The organism is Lentzea kentuckyensis, from assembly GCF_002150765.1.
In the GTDB taxonomy this organism is placed as follows: domain Bacteria; phylum Actinomycetota; class Actinomycetes; order Mycobacteriales; family Pseudonocardiaceae; genus Lentzea; species Lentzea kentuckyensis.
Genome location: NZ_MUYM01000083.1, coordinates 1 through 21,450, shown reverse-complemented (window position 1 = coordinate 21,450; position 21,450 = coordinate 1). Strand labels below are relative to the sequence as shown.

Below are 21,450 nucleotides of genomic sequence, written 5' to 3'. Positions count from 1 at the left end.
CGCAAACGTCTTTTGCATAACCGATATATCGGATATTGGATCTGAGGCATCGGGCCCGAAAATCAGGCCCAAGGATCAGGCCCGAAATCAGGCGCCGAAGAAGACCTCGGCCTCTTCGTAGCGCTCGGTCGGAACCGTCTTGAGCTCGGCCGTCGCCTCCGACAGCTTCACGCGGACGATCTCGGTGCCGCGCAGCGCGACCATGGTGCCGAAGTCACCGGCGGCGACGGCGTCGACCGCGTGCAGACCGAAACGGGTCGCGAGCACCCGGTCGTACGCGGTCGGCGTGCCACCGCGCTGGATGTGGCCGAGCACGGCCGCGCGGGACTCCTTGCCGGTGCGGTCCGCGATCTCCTCCGCGAGCCACTGGCCGACGCCACCGAGACGGACGTGACCGAAGGCGTCGCGCTCACCGGAGTGCAGCACCTCCGCACCGCCCTCGGGGATCGCGCCCTCGGCGACGACGATGATCGGCGCGAACTCGCTCTCGAAGCGGCGCTCGACCCACTCGACGACCTTGTCGACGCTGAACGGGCGCTCGGGCACGAGGATGACGTTCGCGCCGCCGGCGAGACCGGAGTGCAGCGCGATCCAGCCCGCGTGCCGGCCCATGACCTCGACGACGAGCGCACGGTGGTGCGACTCGGCCGTGGTGCGCAGGCGGTCGATGGCCTCGGTCGCGATGTGCACGGCCGTGTCGAAGCCGAACGTGTAGTCCGTGGCGCCGAGGTCGTTGTCGATCGTCTTCGGCACGCCCACGACGCCGATGCCGTCATCGGTGAGGCGCTTGGCGACACCGAGGGTGTCCTCGCCGCCGATCGCGATGATGGCGTCGATCTGGTTCTCCGCGATCGTCTCGCGGATGCGGTCGACACCGCCCTCGACCTTGTAGGGGTTCGTGCGCGACGAGCCCAGGATCGTGCCACCGCGGGTGAGGATCTCCTCGACGTCCGTGAGGTCGATCGACTTGGTGAGGTTCTCGATCGGGCCCTGCCACCCGTTGCGGAACCCGACGATCTCCCAGCCGTGTGCCTTGATGCCCTTGCGGACCACGGCCCGGATCACGGCGTTCAGACCGGGGCAGTCACCACCGCCAGTGAGCACACCGATGCGCATCTGCTTGCCCAATCTCTCGTGTTCTGTGTCACTCAGACTTTCACGAGCTGTATCGGTGCAGCAACGCGGGTCTCACTTACCGGACGGGAAAACCGATTTTCCGGCGATGTTCCTCGATCACCTTCCACCGCGCGAGGTTGTGCCGCGCGTCGGCGAGGGCGTCGTGAGCGTCCGCGGGAGGGGACGGCAGCTTGGGCCTGCCGACGTCGTCCCAGCGTTGCCGCAGGTCGCGGGTGAACCGGGGCAGAGCGCGCGGCAACGCCGGCATCGCACCCCACAGCTGCGCCAGCGCCACGTGGTCGTAGGCGGCGAACCACGCCCACAGCTCCACCTCGTCGCGCGCGGCGTTGCGGGCGCCGAGGAAGTCGAGCAGGTCCTCGCGGATGCGATCGCGGCTGCGCCAGGCCTTGTCCGCGGGCGAGGGCAGCTGGTTGAGCACGTTCTGCCGCACCCACGGACCCGCGCGCTCGGGGTCGAACTCGGTGGACACGGCGTAGAACTCGCGGCCTTCCTCGTCGACCACACCGATCGACACCAGGTCGATCGTCACCCCGTCCTCGATGAACTCACAGTCGTAGAAGAACCGCACCGCGACACCCTAGGGGGTGCGGTCAGCTCGCCTTCGTCTCGGGCACCCGGTCGGCGCCCTTGCCCTGCTCGGGCACGGGAGCGGCCTGCTCCTTCGCCTTCGCCGCGTAGACGTCGACGTACTCCTGACCGGAGAGCTCCATCAGCGCGTACATGATCTCGTCGGTGATCGACCGCAGCACGAACCGGTCGCCGGAAAGTCCCTCGTAGCGGGAGAAGTCGAGCGGTTTGCCGATCTTGATGCGGATCGGGTACGGCCGCCACATCTTGGAGCCGATGGGGTTCGCCTTGTCCGTGCCGAACATCGCCACCGGGATGACCGGCGCGCCGGACTCCAGCGCGATCCACGCGACACCGACCTTGCCCTTGTACAGCCGGCTGTCGGGCGAACGGGTGCCCTCGGGGTAGATGCCGAGCAGCTTGCCCTCGCGCACGATCCGCACGCCCGTGTCGAGCGCGCCTTGGGCGGCCGAGGCGCTGGACCGGTCGATCGGCACCTGGCCGACGCCGGAGAAGAACCACTTCTGCAGCCTGCCCTTGAGCCCCGTGCCGGTGAAGTACTCGATCTTGGCGGGGAAGGTAACGCGCCGCGACAGCATCAGCGGCAGGAAGAACGAGTCGGACACGGCGAGGTGGTTGCTCGCCAGGATCGCGCCGCCGTCCTTGGGAATGTTCTCGGCACCTTCGATGATCTTCGGCTGGAAGAACAGCCGGAGAATCGGTCCCAGGAGGACGTGCTTCATCAACCAGTACAGCACTTTGGGAAGCGCCTCCCTAGACACCGCGAACCTTGATCCCGGCAACCAGCCTACGGAGCCGACCGCACCTCACACAACGAGTCCCGAAGTAGAGCGTCACGGGCACGACTGAGCCGACTGCCGTAACCCGCAACACATCCCGCCCGTGCAACGATGAGGGGTCAAGAGGGTTGCGGCACATGGAGAGGCTCTGGATGAACGCCCGGCGCGACTCGACCGACGGCCCCGAGAACGTCGACGAGCTCTTTGCCGAGATCGTCGCGGGTCTCGAACGGGACGGGGTCGGCAAGGACTGGCTCGACTTCGACGAGGCGAGCCCGGATGCCGTCGACCAGGACCGCGAACGACGCGGCGAACCGGCCGACGACCCGATGGACGTCACCGCCTCCGACATGACCACCGGCCTCGTGGACGAGCCCGAACGCCGAGATCGGGACGACGAGGACCATTACGTTCCCCCAGAGCCGCCGCCGTTCCCGGTGCTCCGCGCGTCCACGCTCGCGGCGCTCGGTCTGTTCGTCCTGGGCATCGTCCTGCTGGTCGCCCCAGGCCTGTTCGGCCTGCAGCCGCGGATCGGCACCCCGCTGTCCCTCGTGGCCCTGTGCGCGGGTGTCGGCTGGCTGATCCTGCGCATGCGCAACACCCCGCCGCCCGACTCGGGTTGGGACGACGGCGCCCAGGTGTGACACGTCACGTCCCGATTGGTAACGACGTGATAACGGCCACTCGAACCTTCAGGTAACGATTCGGTCATGCTTACGTGTCGGACATGGACCAGATGCAGCACCTGATGATGGCCCGCGCCATGGCGACCTTGAGCAAGAAGGACGCGGAGCGCGCCAAGCGCCGCCGCCCGCGCATCCTGCGCCTGCTCGGTCGCTAACTCCCGGACCGGCCCGTAGCGCCGGTCGTTCCAGCAGAGTGTTCGCGGCGGGCGAACAGACCCCGACACGCCCGCCGCGACACTCCTCAACCCGATATATCAGTCTCGCTGACCAGCACCCTTGCAACAGGTCTTTTGACTTCGTCCGCAAAAGACTCATTGCTAAGGCCGTGCGACGCGCTGCTGCGGCAGGCCGGGATGGCCTGTGGCACGGGCTGATTTCGATCTTTTGCACCGCGGGTTCCGGGCGCTCGGCGTTCGGTGAGGTCGACCGCGGCGTCGGACGGTTCTGACCCCGGCTCAGGACCGGCGGGAGTGGTTCCGGGTCATCGACGCCGCCATCTCGCGCGCCAGGGTCGCCGCGCCCACGATGCCGGCGTCGTCGCCGAGCTGCGCGGTGCGGATCCGGGCCAGCGGGCGGTGGCCCGCGCCGGTCACGACGGAGGCGTAGCGCTCGCGGGCGTCGTCGAGGAACAACGGCGCCGAGGTCGACACCCCTCCCCCGATGACGATCACCTCGGGGTCGTAGACGTCGGCGACCAGGGCCAGGCCCTCGCCGAGCCAGCGGGCCAGGTCGGCCATCGCGCGCTGGGCCAGCGGGTCGCCGTCGCGGGCCGCTCCGGCCACTCGGCGGCCGGTCACCGCGCGGGAGTCACCGGCGGCCTCACGCGCCAGCACGGTGGAGACGCCGGGGTGTTTGGCCAGCAGTTCCACCGCGGTGGCCGAAAGGGCGGTGCCGCTGCAGTAGCGCTCCCAGCAGCCGTTCTTGCCGCACGGGCAGGGGCGGCCGTCCGGGACCACGCGCAGGTGACCCAGTTCGGGGGCCACGCCGTGGGCGCCGCGGAACACCTCGCCGTTGAGCAGCAAAGCGGCGCCGATGCCGGTGCCGATGGCGACCAGCACGGCCGTGCGAGCTCCGCGGGCGGCGCCGAAGCGGTGTTCGGCCAGGGCGGCGGCGTTCGCGTCGTGTTCCAGGACCACGGGCATGCCCAGGCGGTCGCTCATGCGGTCGGCCACGTCGGCCTGCCGCCACGCCAGGTGCGGCGCGAACCGCACCGTGCGGCGGTCCGAGGCGATGAAGCCCGCCACGGCCAGCCCGACGGCATTCACCGTGTGCCGGTCCGCCACCTCCTCCACGGCGGCGACGATCGCGTCTTCGAGAGCGCGTTCGCCGGCCGGTGTCGGCGCGCGTGAGGTGTCCAGGACCGAGCCGCGCGCGTCCACCACACCGGCGCGAACGCTGGTGCCACCGATGTCCACTCCGACCGTGAGCACTAGTCGGTCTTCCTGACGACCTTGATGTGCTGCACTCGCTGACCGGCGTCAGGAGCGGGCTCGTCACCACCGGCAGGCGGCGGCGGAGGCGGGGTGCCGGGCTCGCGCAGGGCGGCCCGCAGCACCGCGACCAGGCCGGCGGCGTGCTCGGCGGCCTTCGCGGCCAGCTCCGAACGGTCGCCGCGCAGCAACGCCACGCCGTTGCACAGAGGGCACCAGCCGCACGTCTCAGGCGTGTGCGAGCCGTCGCCCGCTTCGGCGACGCGCTGCAGCCACGGCTGCATGCGCTCGGCCGCTGTGTCGATGAGCAGCCGCAGCTCCTCGGCGAGCTTGCCGGTGTTGTCCTGGGTCATCCAAAGCTCCTGATCAGCGCCCGAGTCAACGCCACAGCGCCGGGTCCGGGCGGAATCCCACCGTCACGCCACCCGCGTCCATCTCCGCACCGGTCACGATGCAGCGCCTGAGCAACGACGGCAGCGCCACGAGCCGACGCCGGCCGTCGACGGTCAACGCGAGGTCGTCGCCCACGCGGGCGAGGTCCAGTTCGGTGTCGTCGGCCAGCGGCAACGCGATCCGCAGCGAGTATCGGGCGTCGAGGCCGCGCCCGCTGCCCGACACCTCCAGCAACGACTCCGAAACGGCGGAACCCGGCAACGGGTCCGTGTCGCCGTACAGCTGTTCGGCAACCTCCAGCAGCGCCGGCACCCCGACGGGTTCGGACGCGCGGTGGTCGACGGTGCGGATCTCACCGATGCCGGTCAACTCGGCCAGCACCGCGTCCTGCTCGTGTCGGCGCGTGCGCAGCCACGAAGCAGCGGCACCCCGCGCGGCACCGGGCGAGGGCACCAGCCGGTTCGCGATCACGCTGTCGACGCGGATTCCCTGCAGCGCCAAGGCGGTCAGCGTCCGTCGCGTCTCCGCGGCCACGACGCGTTCCGGCGTCAGCACCAGCCGCACCGAACACGAAGAAGGATCCGCCAGCATCGTCCGCAACGCGTCCAACCGCTCGGCAAGACGACTCAACGCGTCCGCCGTGGCATCCCACTTCTCCACGGTCCCGGTGCCCGCGACACCCGCGAGCAACCCCCGCACCACGCGCCGGTGGGTCGGGAAGAGCCGTTCCAGATATCCCGCGAACGCCTCGGGCAACGACAGCAGCCGCAACGTCTCCGCGGTCGGCCCGCAGTCGACGACCACGACCTCCCACGGGCCGCTGGACGCCAGCCGTCGTACCTCCGCCAGCGCGAGCAACTCCTCGACGCCGGGCAGCACGGTCAGTTCCTCGGCGTCGAGCTCGTCGACACCGGCACCCGCCAGCACGGTCCGCAGATGGCCGCGCAACTCGCCCCAAGCCTCGTCGACGAGGCCGCGCGGGTCGATCTGGCACGCGAACAAGCCGCCCGAACCATCCACTTCGGACGGTTCCGAGCCGAGACGCACGTCGAGGGCGTCACCCAGCGAGTGAGCGGGATCGGTGGAGACCACGAGCGCCTTGCGACCGTGTGCCGCCAGCGAGGCCGCCGTGGCGGCGGACAGCGTCGTCTTGCCGACCCCGCCCTTGCCGGTGAAGAGCAGGACCCGGCTCAAGCCGCCTTCTCCGCGCGCTTCTTGAGTTCCTTGAGCGCGGTGTCGAGGATCAGCTTCTCTGCCTTGCGGCGGAACAGCCCGATCATCGGGATCACCAGCTGCACCGACAGCGTGTAGGTCACCTTGGTGCCGGTACCGGACGGCGCCAGCACGTAGCTGCCCTGCTGCGCCTTCTGCATGGTGCCCTTGACGAGCTCCCACTTCACCGAGAGACCGTCGGCCGCCCAGTCGTACTTCAGGGTGTACTCGTCCTTCACGGGACCCTGATCGATCGCGAACCGCACCTGCTCGGCGCGGCCGTCGGAACCGGTGTCGAGAACCTCGACCTCTTTCATCCCGTTCGCCCAGTCCGGGTACGACGGGAAGTCCGCGATGATCGCCATGATCTTCTCAGGCGGAGCGTCGATGACGATGGACTGAGTGGACTCGTCGGCCATGAGTGAGGAGGTTACTCGCGTCTTTACCAATTGAGGACGTGAGGCTTGCCGCTGCGCTGGAAGTGCCCGACGTTGATGCACTCGGTGTAGCCGATCCGCACTCGCCTGGCCAACGGCTGGTGCACATGCCCGAACACCGACCAGCGCGGACGTTCGGCGACGATCTTCTCCAGTGCCGCGCGCGATCCCCATTCGGGCCGGCGCGCGACCACGTCGTAGGCGAGTTCCGGAACAAGTGGCGGGATGTGCGTGCAGAGCACGTCGACCTGCCCCATCCGCTCCAGCGCGGCCGCCATGTCGGCTTCCGTGCGCAGGTACGGGTACCACGGCGCCCTGGGGTTGCGGATGTGCCCAGGCAGCATCAGCCCGCCGCCCGCGAAACCGAACCTCAGCCCGCCGATCTCCGCGGCCTCGCCGTCGAGCACGTGCACCCCGTCACCGGCGAACTGCGGCCACAGGTGCGGACTGTCCACATTGCCCGGTGTCGCGTACGTCGGCGCGGTCATCGCGGCGAACAACGCGTGGTACTGCTCCAGCACCGCTTCTTCCACCACGGAACGGGCGTCCGCCAGACCGTCCCACAGGGAACGGATGTAGCTCGCCGTGTCCGCGCGCTTGGTGCCGCGTCTCAACTCGGCGAAGATCCCCACCTTCTCGGGCCCGAAAACGCGCCCGAGGATCCCCTTGGAATGGTCGTGGTAGTCGACGAAGTCGATGAGGTCGCCGAGCACGACGAGCGCGTCGGCACCATCACCAGCGCGCGCGAGCGCCTCCGCGTTGCCGTGCACATCCGAGACCACGTGAACCCGCACGGTTTCCAACTTAGTTCACCGGCAGCGGTGGTTTCTGAGACGCACGTCAAGCAAGATCACCCGTGCGGCGGGCAGCCAGGCGGACGACCGTCCTCCAGAGTCAGTTTGAGGCCCAGCGCGACGGACTTCGCGTCGAGCTGACGGCGTTGCACCTCGCGACGGGCGTTGCGCGGGGTGAGTGAGCCCGCCGGTGGATCAGCGCGGAGGAAGTAATGCAGCACGGTGCCGTCGAGCATGGGTTCGAGCCAGACCTCCATGGTGCCGACGAGCGCGCCGCCGACGGTCCAGCGCAGCCCCTCCTCGCCACGATCCGCGTAGACGTCGAGTTCGAGATCCGGCCAGAACTCGCGCCAGGACGATGGCGCGGCGAAGGCGGCGGCGACCACGCTGGGTGGTACTGCCAGAAAAGTCTCGTCAACCACGTCCACGCTGGCCATGAGGACAAAAGGTAACGGAAGGGCGTACCAACCTTTGTATCGCCGGAATCACACGCTAGGTTTCCCCACCAGTAACATTTCACCGTACGGAGGTTGACGTGCGCGAGTTCAGCGTCCCCGCCACCGCCGCTGTGGCTCCGGAGGAGAACCTCACCGACATGGTGTGGGCCAACGCGGAGCGCTTCGGCAACGCCGTCAGCTTCCGCAGGCAGGTCGACGGCACCTGGGTCGACATCACGGCGCGTGACTTCGCCGCGCAGGTCATGGCGGTCGCCAAGGGCATGATCGCGGCCGGGATCGAGCACGGCGACCGCATCGGCCTGGTCTCCAAGACCCGCTACGAGTGGCAGCTGTTCGACTTCGCCATCTGGGCGGCGGGCGGCGTCACCGTGCCGATCTACGAGACGTCGTCGGCGGACCAGATCGAGTGGATCCTGTCCGACTCCGGCGCGAAGGCGGTGTTCGTCGAGACGTCGTCGCACCGCGCGCTGGTCGACGACGTCGTCAGCACGCTGCCGGAGCTGCGGCACGTGTGGCAGATCGAGGGCTCGGCCGCCGCGGTCGACGAGCTGACCGCGCTGGGCGCCGAGATCACCGACGAGCGGGTGCACGAGCGCCGCGGGCAGGTGCAGGCGGACGAGACGGCGACGCTGGTCTACACGTCCGGCACCACCGGCCGGCCCAAGGGCTGCACGCTGACGCACCGCAACCTGCTGTCCGAGGTGCGGTCGGCGCTGTCGCGGTTCCCGGAGATCCTCACCGCCGGCAACTCGCTGCTGGAGTTCCTGCCGCTCGCGCACATCCTGGCGCGCGCTCTGGCGCTGGCGTGCGTGTACTCGCGCGCGACGCTGGGCCACACCGCGGACGTGAAGAACCTGGTCGCGGACCTGGGCCAGTTCCGCCCGACGTTCGTCGTCGCGGTGCCGCGCGTGTTCGAGAAGGTCTACAACGGCGCCAAGCAGAAGGCGCACGCGGGCGGCAAGGGCAAGATCTTCGACGCGGCCGAGGCGACCGCCGTCGAGTACTCGAGCGCGCTGGACAACGGCGGCCCCGGCCTGGTGCTGCGGCTCAAGCACGCGGTGTTCGACAAGCTGGTGTTCGCGAAGCTGCGCGGTGCCCTGGGCGGCCGCGCGATCGCGGCGGTGTCCGGTGGCGCGCCGCTGGGCGACCGGCTGTCGCACTTCTTCCGCGGCGCGGGCATCCCGGTCTACGAGGGCTACGGCCTGACCGAGACGTCGGCGGCGGCGTGCGTGACGTTCCGCGGCCAGGAGAAGGTCGGCACCGTCGGCCTGCCGGTGCCGGGCACGTCGGTGCGGATCGCGGACGACGGCGAGATCCTCATCAAGGGCGACATCGTCTTCACCGGCTACTGGAACAACGAGGCCGCCACCAAGGAGGCCCTCGAGGACGGCTGGTTCCACACCGGTGACATCGGTGAGCTCGACGGTGACGGGTTCCTGAAGATCACGGGCCGCAAGAAGGAGATCATCGTCACCGCCGGTGGCAAGAACGTCTCCCCCGCGCAGCTCGAGGACCGCATCCGGGCGCACCCGCTGATCTCGCAGTGCATGGTCGTCGGCGACAAGCAGCCGTTCATCGGCGCGCTGATCACGATCGACCCGGAGTTCTTCCCGTCGTGGAAGGAGTCGCACGGCAAGCCGGCGTCGGCCGACGTCCCCGACCTGATCGAGGACGCGGACCTGCTGGCCGAGATCCAGGCTGTGGTGGACGAGGCGAACAAGTCGGTGTCCAAGGCCGAGGCGATCCGCAAGTTCCGCGTGCTGCCGGTCGACTTCACCGAGGCGGGCGGCGAGATGACGCCGTCGCTGAAGCTGAAGCGCTCCGTCGTGGCGACGACCTACGCGTCGGACATCGACGCGATCTACGCGAAGTAACAGGTCCAATGCGCGAAAGGCCCAGGAGCTCAGAAGAGCTCCTGGGCCTTTCGACCCCCAGCGATCGTGATCCGCGAGGCTTTCGCGGAACCCGAGAAGTTTGTTGCCCCGGCCCCCCGACCGGGACATGAAGAAGATTGCCGTACGGCGCTGACGTATCGCTGACGCGCCGATGTCACTCGGCGACAGTGCGCTAATAGGCTGTCCGGTAGACGGGGATCATCGGCGACACGCGAGGGGACGGCAATGGCTTCGGGTCCGCAGTTCCGGCTGCTCGGCCCGATGGAAGTGCGCCTGGACGGCACCTCGGTGGTGCTGCGCGCGGGCAAGCACAGAGCGTTGCTGGCGGCGCTGCTGCTGCGGCCGAACCGCGTCGTCCCCGTGACGGAACTCGTCGAGCATGTGTGGGGTGTCACACCGCCCGCGCGCACTCGTGGGACGTTGCAGACCTATGTGATGCGGCTGCGGGCGGCGCTGGGCGACCCGTCGTTGATCCAGACGGCCGCCGACGGCTACCGGATGCGCGTCGACCCGCTGGCCGTGGACGTGCACCGGTTCGCGGACATGGCTGCGCGCGGTCGTGCGGCAGCGGCGGCGGGCGACCTGGTCACCGCGCGGAAAGCGTTTGCCGAGGCGTTGGAGCTGTGGCGCGGGCCGGTGCTGTCGGACGTGCCGTCGGAGACGCTGTACGCCGAGCACGCGCCGCGGCTGAACGAGCTGCTGATGACCGTGCACGAGCAGCGAATCGACGTGGAACTCGCGCTGGGCGACCACGCGGACCTGGTGCCGGAGCTGTTCGCGCTGACGCGGGATCACCCGTTGCGCGAGCGGTTCTGGGGTCAGTTGATGATCGCGCTGTACCGAAGCAGCAGGCAGGCGGAGGCGCTGGAGGCGTTCCGGCAGCTCGACCGGACGCTCGACGAGCAACTCGGCATCGACCCGTCGGAGGAGCTGCGGGCGCTGCACCAGGCGATCCTGGTGGGGGCGCCGGAACTGGCGGCGCCGGCGGCCCGGCGGGAACCGGAGCGGGCGCCCGCGACACCGATGCGGCTGCCGGACGACATCACGGACTTCACCGGGCGCGCCTGGCACATCGAACGGGTCTCCGGGCTGATCACGGGCGGTGCGGTGCCGATCGTGACGCTGGCGGGACAGCCGGGGGTGGGCAAGACCACGCTGGCCGTGCACGTGGCGCACCTGCTGCGCGACCGGTTCCCGGACGGGCAGCTGTACGTCGACCTGCGCGGGTACGCGTTGGGACCGCCCGCGGACGGGATGGACGTGCTGTCGCGGTTCCTGCGGGCGCTGGGCGTGCCACCGGACGAGATCCCGCCGGACGCCGACGAGCAGAGCACGATGCTGCGGTCGTTGCTGTCGGGGCGGCGAATGTTGCTGGTGCTGGACAACGCCTCCGCGCCGGACCAGGTGCGGCCGCTGCTGCCGGGGACGGCGTCGTGCCGGGTGATCGTGACGTCCCGGGACGACCTGCGCGGGCTGATCGCGATGAACGGCGCCCGGACCGTGCCGGTGGACGTGTTCTCCCCCGCGGAGTCCGCGTCGTTGCTGACGGCGCTGCTGGGGCCGGGTGATCACGCGGAGCTGGCGGCGCGGTGCGGGCATCTGCCGCTGGCGTTGCGGGTGGCGGCGGCTTACCTGGCCGGGCGCGACGACGTGACGATCTCGGGTTCGCCGATCGAACTGGCCTACGCCGCGCTGCCACCGGCGCCGCAGCGGTTGTTCCGGCTGTTGTCGCTGGTGCCGGGGCCGGACTTCACCGCGGAGGCCGCGTCCGCGCTGGCCGATGTGGACGCCGAAGGCCTGCTGACGGTGCTGGCGATCGCGAACCTGGTGGTCTCGGCGGCTCCTGGGCGCTACCGGTTCCACGACGAGCTGATGCGCTACGCCGCGGCGTTGCGCGAGGAGTCGGACAGTCCCGCCGAGCAGCAGGAGGCGTGGACGGCGCTGATGAACCACTACGTGCTCGGTGTCGAACGCTGCGCCGAACTGCTCTACCCCGGGATCGTGCGGCTGCCGTCGTCCGTCTCCGGCCCACCGCCGCGGATCACGACCTCGGCCGAGGCGCTGGCGTGGCTCGACGCCGAGCGCCCGAACCTGACCGCCGCGATCCGGCACGCGGCCGAGCACGGTCCGGCGCCCCTGGCCTGGCAGCTGGCCGACGGGCTGCGCGGATACCTGTGGATCGGCCAGCACGTCGGCGAGTGGCTCGCGACGGCGCACCACGGTCTGCAGGCCGCCCAGGCGTCCGCGCACCGCCCGGCCGAGGCCGCGATGCACGCGAACCTCGGCACCCTCTACCTGCGGCTGGGCGAGTACGCGTTGTCCGTCGAGCACCACAACCAGGCGATCGAGCTGTACCGCTCGCTGGGCGACAAGGACGCCGAGGCGAGCGTGCTGAACAACCTCAGCCTCGTGCACCGCCGCTCGGGAGAGTTGAAGGCCGCGAAGGACGCGCTGGTCCGCTGCCTGGAGATGTTGCGCTCGGACGAAAGCGTCACCATCGGCCTGCACAACCTCGGGCAGCTCGCCGTGGAGCTCGGTGAGATCGACGGCGCGGTCGAGCACTTCTCCCAGGCTCTGGCACTCGCGCCGAACGCCGACAGCCACACCTATCTCGGCATGGCCCTGCGCCTGCAGGGGCAGCTCGACGACGCGCGTGCCCACCTCGAACGGGCCCTGGAGCTCGGCAACGTCCCCGCCGGCGAGGCCGAGGCGCTGGAGAACCTCGCGGCGCTCTCCCTCGCTTCCGGTGATCACGAGGCCGCTCTGTCGCTCGCTTCCCGGGCCCTGGCACTGGTCGCCGACGGCGGGGACCAGCAGGTGGCGACGTCGGTGCGGGTCACGCTCGGCGAGGTCCGGCGCGCCAGGTCCGACTTCCGCGGCGCGGCGGAGTTGTTCGAGCAGGCGCTCACGACGGCCCGGCGGATCGGCTACGCGTCCGGCGAGGTCCGGGCGTTGCTCGGGCTGGCCGTGGTGTGGCGGGACCTCGACCGCCCCGCCGACGCCCGTTCCGCCGCCGAGCGGGCCGTGCGGCGCAGCACCGAACTGGGGCTGCGCGCGTTGGAGAACCGAGCCCGCGAGCTCAACTGATATATCGGCTAACTGATATATCGGATATCAGCCAGCCGATGTTCAGCTAGCCGATCAGGCCTTCGAGACGGTGCGCGAGCTGGTCCCACCGCCAGTTCTCGCTCACCCACTCCCGCCCGGCGCGCCCCATCTTGGCCGCCGTCTCGGGATCGGCGAGCAGCGCGGCGATCTTCGCGGCGACGTCGGCGACGTCCCGGCCGTCGACGATGTTGCCGGTGTTGCCGTTGAGCACGGTCTCCGGTGCGCCGCCGGACCGTCCGGCCACCACGGGCAGCCCGGTCGCCGAGGCCTCCAGGTAGACGATGCCGAGGCCTTCGACGTCGAGACCGCGGCCACGCGTGCGGCACGGCATCGCGAAGACGTCGCCGGCGTTGTAGTGCGCGGGTAGTTCCTCCCACGGCACCGAGCCGGTCAGCACGACGTCCTTGTTGCCGGCGGCCAGCTTTTCGAGCGTGCCCCGGTACGGTCCGCCGCCGACGATCAGCAGCGCGGCGTCCGGTACCGCGCGCTGGATCAACGGCAGCGCGCGGATGAGCATGTCCTGTCCCTTGCGCGGCACCAGGCGTGACACGCACACGATCACCGGACGGTCACCCAGCCCGTATCGCTGCCGCATTTCGGCCCGTGCGGCGGGATCCGGGCGGTACAGCTCGGTGTCCACACCGGACGGAAGGTGTTCGAGCGCCGCCATCGGACCGAACGCCGCGGCGAACCGCGAACGGGTGTACTTGCTGACGTACGTCACGACGTCCACACCGGACCCGATGGCCCGCAACGCCTGCCGTGCCACCGGCAGCATCGACCAGCCGACCTCGTGGCCGTGCGTGCACGCCACCGCGCGGCTCAGCCCGAGCCTGGGAGCCAGCAGCGCGAGCGGAGCCGCCGCGCCGAACCACGCGGCGTCGCACGACTCGGCGCGGGCGATGTCGCGGGCGCGGTTCAGCACGTCCGGCGTCGGCAGCATCAGCGACGTCGGATGCCGCACCACCGGGAACGGCTGCTGGGCGTCGAACTCCTGCGCGCCCTTCCACTTCGGCGCGTACACGACGAGGGAGTCCGCGGGCAGCCGTGTCGCCAACGCGTGCAGGTAGGACTGGATGCCACCGGGGCGGGGCGGGAAGTCGTTGGTCACCAGCAAGGTACGACGCACGAACCCAACGCTAGCCGATGCTCGTTTTCAGGAACTCGCGCCAGCCCGCCAGGTCGACCGCGCTCGCGTCCACTGCGGACATCGCCGCGTGTTGCAGGAAGAAGTCCACGACACCGCGCTCCCCCAGCCGTGACTCCAGGTAAACCATGATCGAGTACGCCTGCTGGTAGGCCAGATCACGCCCTGGGCCGCCGAAGTCCGCCGGCAGTGCCGACACGTCCGAGGTGAGCTTCGGCGCGGCCTGGCGCAGTGAGAGCCCCAGCCCGTGGAACGCCACCCAGTCCGCGAAACCCTCCACCAGCCACAGCGGGGCCGAGTCCGACGTCAGGTCACGCGTCGCGACGTGCGTGATCTCGTGCCGCAACAGCACCCGCAGCTCCATGTCCGACAGCGACGCCGCACGCACCCGGTTGATGACCACGCGCTGCCCGGAACCGTCGCGAATCGCGATCCCGGCCATGTCCGCGAAGGCCGGTCCGACGAGCGACACCAGTTCGGAATCGGAGGCCGGCACGACGACGTCGACCCGCTTCACCCAGCTGATATCCAATATATCGGCGACCCCGCGCACCGATTCGTCCAGCAACCCCGACACCCGCCGCGCCAGCTCGGAGTCGCACGAACTACTCGCCACACTGCCGGTCGCAACCTTCTGAACAGCCTCTTTGCAATGGACCGTTTCAGTCGGCTGCAACTCAACGGGCCGCATTGCAATGCTGAGGCCCAGCAGGAACGTCATGGCGACGGTGACCGCCATCAACGTCCGCAGGTGCTTCACCGGCGCAACGCTAGCCCTCGATGCGCCGAATGGTCGCGATGGGCCCGATGGCGTCGATCGGTGCGATCTTCACGGGCTGACCTTCAGTAGAGGCGTGCACGGCCCTCGCGTTGTCGACCGCCATGGCGACGTGCGAGCGGCTCGAGTAGTAGACGATCAGGTCGCCCGCACGGATCTCGGGCCGCGTCACGACGCGTCCGACGCCGGCCTGTCCACCGGACGTGCGCGGGATCGAGAACCCGGCCGCCGCGTAGGCCTTCATCGTCAGCCCGGCGCAGTCCCACTCGTTCGGTCCGGTGGCGCCGTAGCGGTAGGCATCGCCGCGGTGCGCCAGGGCGAACGCCAGCGCGAGGCCGGCGGTCCCGGCCGGCACGCTGATCGCCGACCGGTCACCCGGATCGCGCAGCTGGGCGGTGACCGGGGCGGGCAGCCGGGTGAGGGCCGTCCGCACCTCGTCGATCTGGGCCTGCAACGCCTGTTTACGACCGTCCAGGTCGCTCTTGAGCTTCTCGGCGGCCGCGGTGGCCTCGGCGGCACGGGTGCGCGCCTCCTCTGCCACCTGATGCGCCTGCCGGGCCTTCTCCACCGCGCCGGAGAGCCTCGCCAGCGACTCCGCCTTGTCCGCGGCGAGCATCCGCATCATCTCGAGGCGGTTCAGGAAGTCCTGCTGCGAGTCCGCGACGAGCAGCGCCGACAGCTGGTTGAACCGCGCGCCCTCGAACGACGCCTGGGCGATCAGGTCGACCTGGCTCTGGAAGTCGCCCTCGTCGGCCTTGGCCTGCCGCTCGATCTGCTGCGCCGCCGCGACGGTCCCGGTCGCGCGGTCGAGTTCGGCCCGGCGCTGGACGAGATCCTCCTGCGCGCGCAGGACTTCCTCGTTGAGCTTGGTCGCCTGCGCCGTCAGCTCGGCGTACTGGCGCGCGGGATCGGCAGGCTGTGCCAACGACACGGCCGGCAGGGTCGCGAGCAGCACTACAACCAGAAAACCACGGGTGAGTTTGAGCGACATAGAGGTCGCCGATCCCCTTCGCGAGAACAACACCGTCAAGATCGACGGGCGTCAGGCTACCGGGTGATCAAACGCGCCCGAGACGGGCCAGCAACACCGCGGACGGCACGGGGTGCGCGCCACGCCGGCGCACCGAATCCGCGACCGCTCGATCCGAGGTCACCACCACCACGGGCCGGCCCTCGGGCTCCGCGGTGACCAGCGCGCGGATCACGTCGTCCGCCAGCACACCGGGGTCGCTGAAGAGCACGCGGACGCCACGGGGCGCCGCCGCGGGCACGGCCACCACGCCGGCGCCGTCGAACACCAGCGTCACCTCCGCGCCGGTGCGCGCCGCCAGCACGGCCAGCTGGTGCACGAGCCGATCGCGTTGGTCAGACAGCGACAGCTCCGGATAGCCGGTCTTCGTGACGTTGTAGCCGTCCACCACCAGGTGCACCGCCGGCAACGCCAGCAGCCGGTCGAGCGCCGCCGGGTCCTCCACGCGTCCGACGGCCCCCTGCGACGCGCTGGCGCCCCGCACGAGGTCGGCGGGGCGTGGGCCACTGCCGCCCAGAGCGAGCTCACGGCGCAGGCCCGTCACGGCGCCGTCGAGGGTGTCCACGAGCAACGCGAGGCGCACCTCGTCCGCCTGCCGGGCTTCCCGCGCGGACTGCCGCGCGACCTCGGCGTCCGCGATCGCCCGTTGCGCCTTGCCCCGCTCGGCCTCGGCCCGTTCGCGCTCCCGGTCACGTTCGGCGGTGAGGCGTTTGACCTCGTCCGCGGTGCGTACCTGGATCCGTTCGACCTCGGCGGCGGCGGCCTCGGCGGCGTCCTTGGCCTCGCGCAGCTTCACGCCCTGCTCGCGCAACCGTTTGCGCAGGCGCTCCAGCTCGATCTCGGCGTCCGCGCGGATGCGTTCGGCGGCGCCGTCGAGCTGGCTGCGTTCGGTCCTGAGCCGCTCCAGTTCGCCTTCGAGCCGTTCGGACCGGAGCACCGCGGCGTCGCGCTCGGCTCGCAGCGTCGCGTCGCCCACGCGTCGCGACACCAGTTCCACGTAGTGCAGCGCGACGTCATCACCGGTCAGCACGGCCGCCGCGGCGGCGGTCACCGGGTCTGGCGACGTCACCTCCAGCGTCGACGGCCTGTTCTTGCGCAGCCACTCCACGACGGCGGTGCGGAAGTTCGCCGAGTCCCGCAGACCGGCCACGACCTGCGCACCACCGAGCCGTGCGCGTTTGGTGGGTGCGAACTTCGCGACCGGCCGCAGGTGCTGCGGCACGTCGACCTTCGCCATCTCGCCCAGCGCGTCGGCGCCCAGCTCCGCCAGCCTCACCCGCAACGGCTCCGGCAGGGCCGACCAGTCCACAGTAGACTCGCCTACCTCCTCGGCAGGCTGGTCGAACTCGGGCTCCGGCATCGGGTCTGGCACCCCAACAGGCTAGAGCCCCCGCGCTTGAGCAGCGCACGGACGTGTCCGCCCTTCGGAACAACGATCTGGAAAAGATCACCCGACCGGCACCCTGAGCGAACAACCGCAGGTCACAGGGGTCCGGAAGATCGCAGCCGAAAATTGTCAGACCCCGTCGCTAACGTCAGCCGCGTGACCGGTCAACTGTCCTTCGACGAGCTCGGGACGCCCCTGCGCGACACGACGTTCGTCGTCTTCGACCTGGAGACGACGGGCGGGAGTGCCGAGGAGGACGCGATCACCGAGATCGGCGCGGTGAAGGTGCGCGCGGGCGAGGTGCTCGGCGAGTTCGCCACGCTCGTCGACCCCGAGCGCGGCATCCCTCCCATGGTGGCGCAGCTGACCGGCATCACGCAGCTGATGGTCACAGGCGCGCCCCGCCTGCACACGGTGCTGCCCGCGTTCCTGGAGTTCGCGGCGGGAGCGGTGCTGGTGGCGCACAACTCCGGCTTCGACATCAGCTTCCTCAAGGCGGCCTGCGAGCGGCAGGGCTACCGGTGGCCGAAGCCGTCGGTGGTGTGCACGGTGAAGCTCGCTCGCCGCGTGCTGAGCCGCGACGAGGCGCCGTCGTGCCGGCTCTCCGCCCTGTCCGACCTCTTCCACACCTCGACCAAGCCCACGCACCGGGCCCTGGCCGACGCGCGGGCGACGGTCGAGGTGCTGCACGCGCTGCTGGAGCGCGTCGGCAACGTCGGCGTGCACTCCCTGGAAGAGCTGCTGGCGTACCTGCCGGAGGTGACGCCGGAACAACGCCGCAAGCGCTCCCTGGCGGCCCACCTCCCGTCCACACCGGGCGTCTACCTCTTCCGGGGCCCGAAGGAGGAGGTGCTCTACGTGGGCACCGCGTCCGACCTGCGCCGCCGGGTGCGGCAGTACTTCACCGCCAGCGAAGGCCGGCGCAGGCTGCGCGAGATGGTCGCGCTCGCCGTCCGCGTCGACGCCGTGGAATGCGCCCACCCGCTGGAAGCCGAAGTGCGCGAGCTGCGGCTGCTCCGCGCGCACCGTCCCGCGTACAACCGGCGCTCGAAGAACCCGCACCACGCGTGGTGGCTGGTGCTGACCGACGAGCCGTTCCCCCGCCTCTCGATGGTCAGGACCGCGCGCGACGGCGCGCTGGGTCCGTTCCGCACCCGCCAGGCGGCCGAGTCGGTGGCGGACGCGCTGCTGGACGCCGTGCCGCTGCGTTCCTGCACCATCAGGATCCCGGCGACGAACCAGCGCGCGTCCCCGTGCGCCCTGGCCGAACTGGGCCGCTGCCAGGCGCCCTGTGCCGGCCACCAGACGGTCGACGAGTACTCCCCCGCCGTGGTCGCCGTGCAGGACCTGGTGGTGGGCCGAAGCGCCGACCCGTTACGCACCCTCATCAGCCAGATCAGCGGCATGGCGTCCGCCGAACGCTTCGAGGAAGCCGCCCGCCGCCGCGACCGCCTGGCGGGCCTGGTCCGCTCGCTCGATCGCGCCCAGCGTCTGGCCGCGCTGGCCTCCCTCCCCCAACTCGTGGCGGCCCGGCCGGACCGCGACGGAGGCTGGGAGTTCTCCGTGGTGCGCTACGGCCGGCTGGCCTCGGCCGGGGTCGCCCGCCGCGGCACCCGCCCGATGCCGGTGGTCGACGCCCTGGTCGCCTCCGCCGAGACGGTCGTGCCGACGCCGGGTCCGCTGCGAGGCGCGCCGCCCGAGGAGACCGGGGTGGTGCTGCGCTGGCTCGACCAGCCGGGCACCCGCCTGGTGTACGCGGACGAGCCGTGGTCCTCCCCCGCCGGCGCCGCGGCGGCGTGGGTGCCGTGGGCGGAACAGGCAGCGGGCGCCCGCCCCCTGCACGACCGGTGGAAGTGAGGAGGCGGGCCGCCAGGCCGCCCCGCGGGGTGTCGTCGGTGCCTTCCCGCGACACGTCCTGGGCGGGCGGTAGGGCAGACTACGAGTGCTTTTAGACACCCGTGCTGAGACCCCGAGGAGGACGCCGTGGTCACCGCCATCGTGCTGATCCAGGCCGCCGCCGAACGCATTCCCGAGGCGGCGCAGGAGATCGCCGACATCGACGGAGTCACGGAGGTGTACTCCTGCGCAGGTGACGTGGACCTGATCGCGCTGGTGCGGGTCAGCAAGCACGAGGACCTCGCCGCGCTGGTGCCCGGCAAGATCAGCAAGGTCGCGGGCGTGCTGAACACCGACACGCACATCGCGTTCCGCAGCTACTCGAAGCGCGACGACGAGGCGGCGTTCGCCATCGGCCTCGACGACGCCCAGTAGCCACCGGCACAACGAAAAGCCCCCGTGCTGTGCACGGGGGCTTTTCGCGGTTTCAGCGGAAGGATCAGGCCTTCGGGTCGGCCGGCTTGCCCGCGAGCTCGCCCGCCTTGTCCTCGGCGCTGATCTCCTCGGAGACGTGCTTCTTCTTGCGCGCGTTCTCCAGCGCCACGGTCTCCTCGACCGGGTCCGGCGACCACGTGCTGCCGGCGACCGGGTGACCGGCCGAGCCGAGCTTGTTCATCTTCTTCGGCACCGACGCGCCCTGGTAGGCCAGGGGCAGCGGGTGGCCGTGGTCGTCCACCGGGCCGAGCGGCTGGTGGATCTCGATGAACTCGCCGTGCGGCAGACGCTTGATGATGCCGGTCTCGACGCCGTGCTCCAGCACCTCGCGGTCGCCGCGCTGCAGGCCGATGCAGATGCGGTAGGCCACGAAGTACGCGATCGGAGGCAGGATCAGCATGCCGATCCGGCCCATCCACGTCGTCAGGTTCAGCGAGATGTCGAACTGGTACGCGAAGATGTCGTTGCCGCCCATGAGCAGCAGGACCATGAAGTACGTGATCGCCATCCAGCCGAGCGCGGTGCGGACGGGCACGTCACGCGGGCGCTGCAGCAGGTTGTGGTGCGCGTAGTCCTTGGTCATCTTGCGCTCGATCCACGGGTAGACCGCCGCGATGCCGGTCAGCAGCGGCAGACCGAGGATGAACGGCAGGAACGGCGCCGGGATCGTGTAGTTGCCCAGGTAGAACTCCCACGCGGGCCAGATGCGGACCAGGCCGTCGGTCCAGCCCATGTACCAGTCGGGCTGCGAGCCGGCGGAGATCTGCGCGGGGTTGTACGGGCCGAAGTTCCAGATCGGGTTGATCTGGAAGACGCCACCCATGATCGCGATGACACCGACGACGATGGCGAAGAAGCCACCGCCCTTGGCCGCGAACACCGGCATGATGCGGACGCCGACGACGTTGGTCTCCTTGCGGCCCACGCCCGGGAACTGCGTGTGCTTCTGGTACCAGACCAGCGCGAGGTGCGCCGCGATCAGGCCGAGGATGATCGCCGGGATCAGCAGGATGTGCGCGGTGTAGAGCATCGGGATGATGTCGGTGCCGGGGAACTCGCCGCCGAACATCAGCCAGTTCAGCCACGTGCCGATGACCGGGAACGAGATCAGCAGCGCCGCCATCACGCGCAGGCCGGTGCCCGAGAGCAGGTCGTCCGGCAGCGAGTAGCCGAGGAAGCCCTCGATCGCGCCGAGCATGAACAGCACGATGCCGATGACCCAGTTGATCTCACGCGGCTTGCGGAACGCGCCGGTGAAGAAGATCCGGAACATGTGCACGACGATCGCGGCCATGAACAGCAGCGCCGCCCAGTGGTGCACCTGACGGACGAACAAGCCACCGCGCGTCTCGAACGAGATGTCGAGCGTCGAGGCGAACGCGCGCGACATCTCGATGCCGCGCAGGTTCTCGAACGCGCCGTTGTAGGTGACCTCGGTCATCGACGGGTCGAAGAACAGGGCGAGGTACGTGCCCGACAGCAACAACACGATGAAGCTGTAGAGCGCGATCTCACCGAGCAGGAACGACCAGTGCGTCGGGAAGACCTTGTTCAGCTGTTTACGCAGGCCAGAGGCCGCATGGTAGCGCTCGTCGGCAGCGTTGGCCGCCGCTCCAGCGACGCGCGCGGCCGCGTTGGCCGGCTTCGTCGGCGTAGTGATGGCACTCATGACTTCCGCTCCCAGAACGCCGGACCCACAGCCTCGATGAAGTCGCTGCGGGCAACCAAGTATCCGTCTTCGTCCACCGTGATCGGAAGCTGGGGCAGAGGACGGGTTGCCGGACCGAACCGCGGCTTGGCGTACTCGAACACGTCGAACTGCGACTGGTGGCACGGGCAGAGCAGCAGACCGGTCTGCTG

20 protein-coding genes are annotated in these 21,450 nt (G+C 70.1%); 5 read left to right on the top strand and 15 right to left on the bottom strand.

Annotated features, from left to right (window positions below; genetic code table 11):
- Positions 1 to 87: 87 nt before the first annotated feature.
- The 3 genes from B0F77_RS34140 to B0F77_RS34130 form a co-directional block, all read right to left on the bottom strand.
- Positions 88 to 1,116 carry a 6-phosphofructokinase gene (locus B0F77_RS34140; protein WP_086667156.1) on the bottom strand — a complete coding sequence of 343 codons (1,029 nt, stop codon included), beginning with the start codon at positions 1,114 to 1,116 and terminating at the stop codon, positions 88 to 90.
- A 76-nt stretch (positions 1,117 to 1,192) separates the two neighbouring features.
- Entirely contained in the window at positions 1,193 to 1,705 is a 513-nt protein-coding gene (locus B0F77_RS34135) for a polyadenylate-specific 3'-exoribonuclease AS (RefSeq protein WP_086667152.1), read from the bottom strand.
- A 22-nt stretch (positions 1,706 to 1,727) separates the two neighbouring features.
- The gene (locus B0F77_RS34130) at positions 1,728 to 2,462 is read right to left on the bottom strand and encodes a lysophospholipid acyltransferase family protein (RefSeq protein WP_086667151.1); all 735 of its coding nucleotides are present in this window, start codon (positions 2,460 to 2,462) and stop codon (positions 1,728 to 1,730) included.
- Positions 2,463 to 2,641: 179 nt separating this feature from the next.
- Between B0F77_RS34130 and B0F77_RS34125 the strand changes: the two genes are divergently transcribed.
- A complete protein-coding gene (locus tag B0F77_RS34125) occupies positions 2,642 to 3,148 on the top strand; it encodes a hypothetical protein (protein WP_245849007.1) in 507 nt (168 codons plus the stop codon).
- A 497-nt stretch (positions 3,149 to 3,645) separates the two neighbouring features.
- Here B0F77_RS34125 and B0F77_RS34120 read toward each other — a convergent pair whose 3' ends face one another.
- The 6 genes from B0F77_RS34120 to B0F77_RS34095 are packed head-to-tail and all read right to left on the bottom strand — an operon-like array spanning position 3,646 to position 7,893.
- Positions 3,646 to 4,620: an ROK family glucokinase gene (locus tag B0F77_RS34120; RefSeq protein WP_211294187.1), complete on the bottom strand. Its 975-nt coding sequence runs from the start codon at positions 4,618 to 4,620 to the stop codon at positions 3,646 to 3,648.
- Positions 4,620 to 4,973, bottom strand: coding sequence for a hypothetical protein (locus tag B0F77_RS34115; RefSeq protein WP_086667150.1), 354 nt, complete (start codon positions 4,971 to 4,973; stop codon positions 4,620 to 4,622). The genes B0F77_RS34120 and B0F77_RS34115 overlap by 1 nt, the downstream gene beginning before the upstream one ends.
- A 25-nt stretch (positions 4,974 to 4,998) precedes the next feature.
- Positions 4,999 to 6,207: an ArsA family ATPase gene (locus B0F77_RS34110; RefSeq protein WP_086667149.1), complete on the bottom strand. Its 1,209-nt coding sequence runs from the start codon at positions 6,205 to 6,207 to the stop codon at positions 4,999 to 5,001.
- Positions 6,204 to 6,644, bottom strand: coding sequence for an SRPBCC family protein (locus tag B0F77_RS34105; protein ID WP_086667148.1), 441 nt, complete (start codon positions 6,642 to 6,644; stop codon positions 6,204 to 6,206). Before B0F77_RS34105 ends, B0F77_RS34110 begins: the two co-directional genes overlap by 4 nt.
- A 23-nt stretch (positions 6,645 to 6,667) precedes the next feature.
- A complete protein-coding gene (locus tag B0F77_RS34100) occupies positions 6,668 to 7,456 on the bottom strand; it encodes a metallophosphoesterase family protein (RefSeq protein WP_086667153.1) in 789 nt (262 codons plus the stop codon).
- A 56-nt stretch (positions 7,457 to 7,512) separates the two neighbouring features.
- Positions 7,513 to 7,893 (bottom strand): polyketide cyclase / dehydrase and lipid transport, encoded by a 381-nt coding sequence (locus B0F77_RS34095; RefSeq protein ID WP_086667147.1) that lies wholly within the window; start codon positions 7,891 to 7,893, stop codon positions 7,513 to 7,515.
- A 98-nt stretch (positions 7,894 to 7,991) separates the two neighbouring features.
- Between B0F77_RS34095 and B0F77_RS34090 the strand changes: the two genes are divergently transcribed.
- Positions 7,992 to 9,788 carry an AMP-dependent synthetase/ligase gene (locus B0F77_RS34090; protein ID WP_086667146.1) on the top strand — a complete coding sequence of 599 codons (1,797 nt, stop codon included), beginning with the start codon at positions 7,992 to 7,994 and terminating at the stop codon, positions 9,786 to 9,788.
- 246 nt (positions 9,789 to 10,034) lie between these two features.
- The gene (locus tag B0F77_RS34085) at positions 10,035 to 12,896 is read left to right on the top strand and encodes an AfsR/SARP family transcriptional regulator (protein ID WP_086667145.1); all 2,862 of its coding nucleotides are present in this window, start codon (positions 10,035 to 10,037) and stop codon (positions 12,894 to 12,896) included.
- Positions 12,897 to 12,942: 46 nt separating this feature from the next.
- On the opposite strand, the gene B0F77_RS34080 is transcribed toward B0F77_RS34085, so the two are convergent.
- The 4 genes from B0F77_RS34080 to B0F77_RS34065 form a co-directional block, all read right to left on the bottom strand.
- Positions 12,943 to 14,046 (bottom strand): glycosyltransferase family 4 protein, encoded by a 1,104-nt coding sequence (locus B0F77_RS34080; RefSeq protein WP_086667144.1) that lies wholly within the window; start codon positions 14,044 to 14,046, stop codon positions 12,943 to 12,945.
- Between the two features lie 10 nt (positions 14,047 to 14,056).
- Positions 14,057 to 14,680: a basic secretory family protein gene (locus tag B0F77_RS34075; protein ID WP_245849005.1), complete on the bottom strand. Its 624-nt coding sequence runs from the start codon at positions 14,678 to 14,680 to the stop codon at positions 14,057 to 14,059.
- A 154-nt stretch (positions 14,681 to 14,834) separates the two neighbouring features.
- The gene (locus tag B0F77_RS34070) at positions 14,835 to 15,833 is read right to left on the bottom strand and encodes a C40 family peptidase (RefSeq protein WP_086667142.1); all 999 of its coding nucleotides are present in this window, start codon (positions 15,831 to 15,833) and stop codon (positions 14,835 to 14,837) included.
- 67 nt (positions 15,834 to 15,900) lie between these two features.
- On the bottom strand, positions 15,901 to 17,232 hold the full coding sequence (locus B0F77_RS34065) for an NYN domain-containing protein (protein WP_086667141.1): 1,332 nt from the start codon (positions 17,230 to 17,232) through the stop codon (positions 15,901 to 15,903).
- Between the two features lie 183 nt (positions 17,233 to 17,415).
- Between B0F77_RS34065 and B0F77_RS34060 the strand changes: the two genes are divergently transcribed.
- Entirely contained in the window at positions 17,416 to 19,116 is a 1,701-nt protein-coding gene (locus B0F77_RS34060) for a DEDD exonuclease domain-containing protein (protein WP_086667140.1), read from the top strand.
- A gap of 126 nt (positions 19,117 to 19,242) precedes the next feature.
- On the top strand, positions 19,243 to 19,530 hold the full coding sequence (locus B0F77_RS34055; RefSeq protein WP_045309335.1) for an Lrp/AsnC family transcriptional regulator: 288 nt from the start codon (positions 19,243 to 19,245) through the stop codon (positions 19,528 to 19,530).
- Between the two features lie 64 nt (positions 19,531 to 19,594).
- On the opposite strand, the gene qcrB is transcribed toward B0F77_RS34055, so the two are convergent.
- Together qcrB and B0F77_RS34045 are read right to left on the bottom strand one after the other, a co-directional pair.
- Entirely contained in the window at positions 19,595 to 21,259 is a 1,665-nt protein-coding gene (gene qcrB, locus B0F77_RS34050; RefSeq protein WP_086667139.1) for a cytochrome bc1 complex cytochrome b subunit, read from the bottom strand.
- On the bottom strand, positions 21,256 to 21,450 hold a 195-nt coding region (locus B0F77_RS34045; RefSeq protein ID WP_425435758.1), incomplete at its 5' end, for a QcrA and Rieske domain-containing protein. The genes qcrB and B0F77_RS34045, both read right to left, overlap by 4 nt.

Coding starts and splice junctions, on each gene's coding strand:
- B0F77_RS34105 (WP_086667148.1), bottom strand. CDS start 6,644: ATGGCCGACGAGTCCACTCAGTCCATCGTCATCGACGCTCCGCCTGAG.
- B0F77_RS34115 (WP_086667150.1), bottom strand. CDS start 4,973: ATGACCCAGGACAACACCGGCAAGCTCGCCGAGGAGCTGCGGCTGCTC.
- B0F77_RS34070 (WP_086667142.1), bottom strand. CDS start 15,833: ATGTCGCTCAAACTCACCCGTGGTTTTCTGGTTGTAGTGCTGCTCGCG.
- B0F77_RS34095 (WP_086667147.1), bottom strand. CDS start 7,893: ATGGCCAGCGTGGACGTGGTTGACGAGACTTTTCTGGCAGTACCACCC.
- B0F77_RS34085 (WP_086667145.1), top strand. CDS start 10,035: ATGGCTTCGGGTCCGCAGTTCCGGCTGCTCGGCCCGATGGAAGTGCGC.
- B0F77_RS34125 (WP_245849007.1), top strand. CDS start 2,642: ATGGAGAGGCTCTGGATGAACGCCCGGCGCGACTCGACCGACGGCCCC.
- B0F77_RS34140 (WP_086667156.1), bottom strand. CDS start 1,116: ATGCGCATCGGTGTGCTCACTGGCGGTGGTGACTGCCCCGGTCTGAAC.
- B0F77_RS34065 (WP_086667141.1), bottom strand. CDS start 17,232: ATGCCGGAGCCCGAGTTCGACCAGCCTGCCGAGGAGGTAGGCGAGTCT.
- qcrB (WP_086667139.1), bottom strand. CDS start 21,259: ATGAGTGCCATCACTACGCCGACGAAGCCGGCCAACGCGGCCGCGCGC.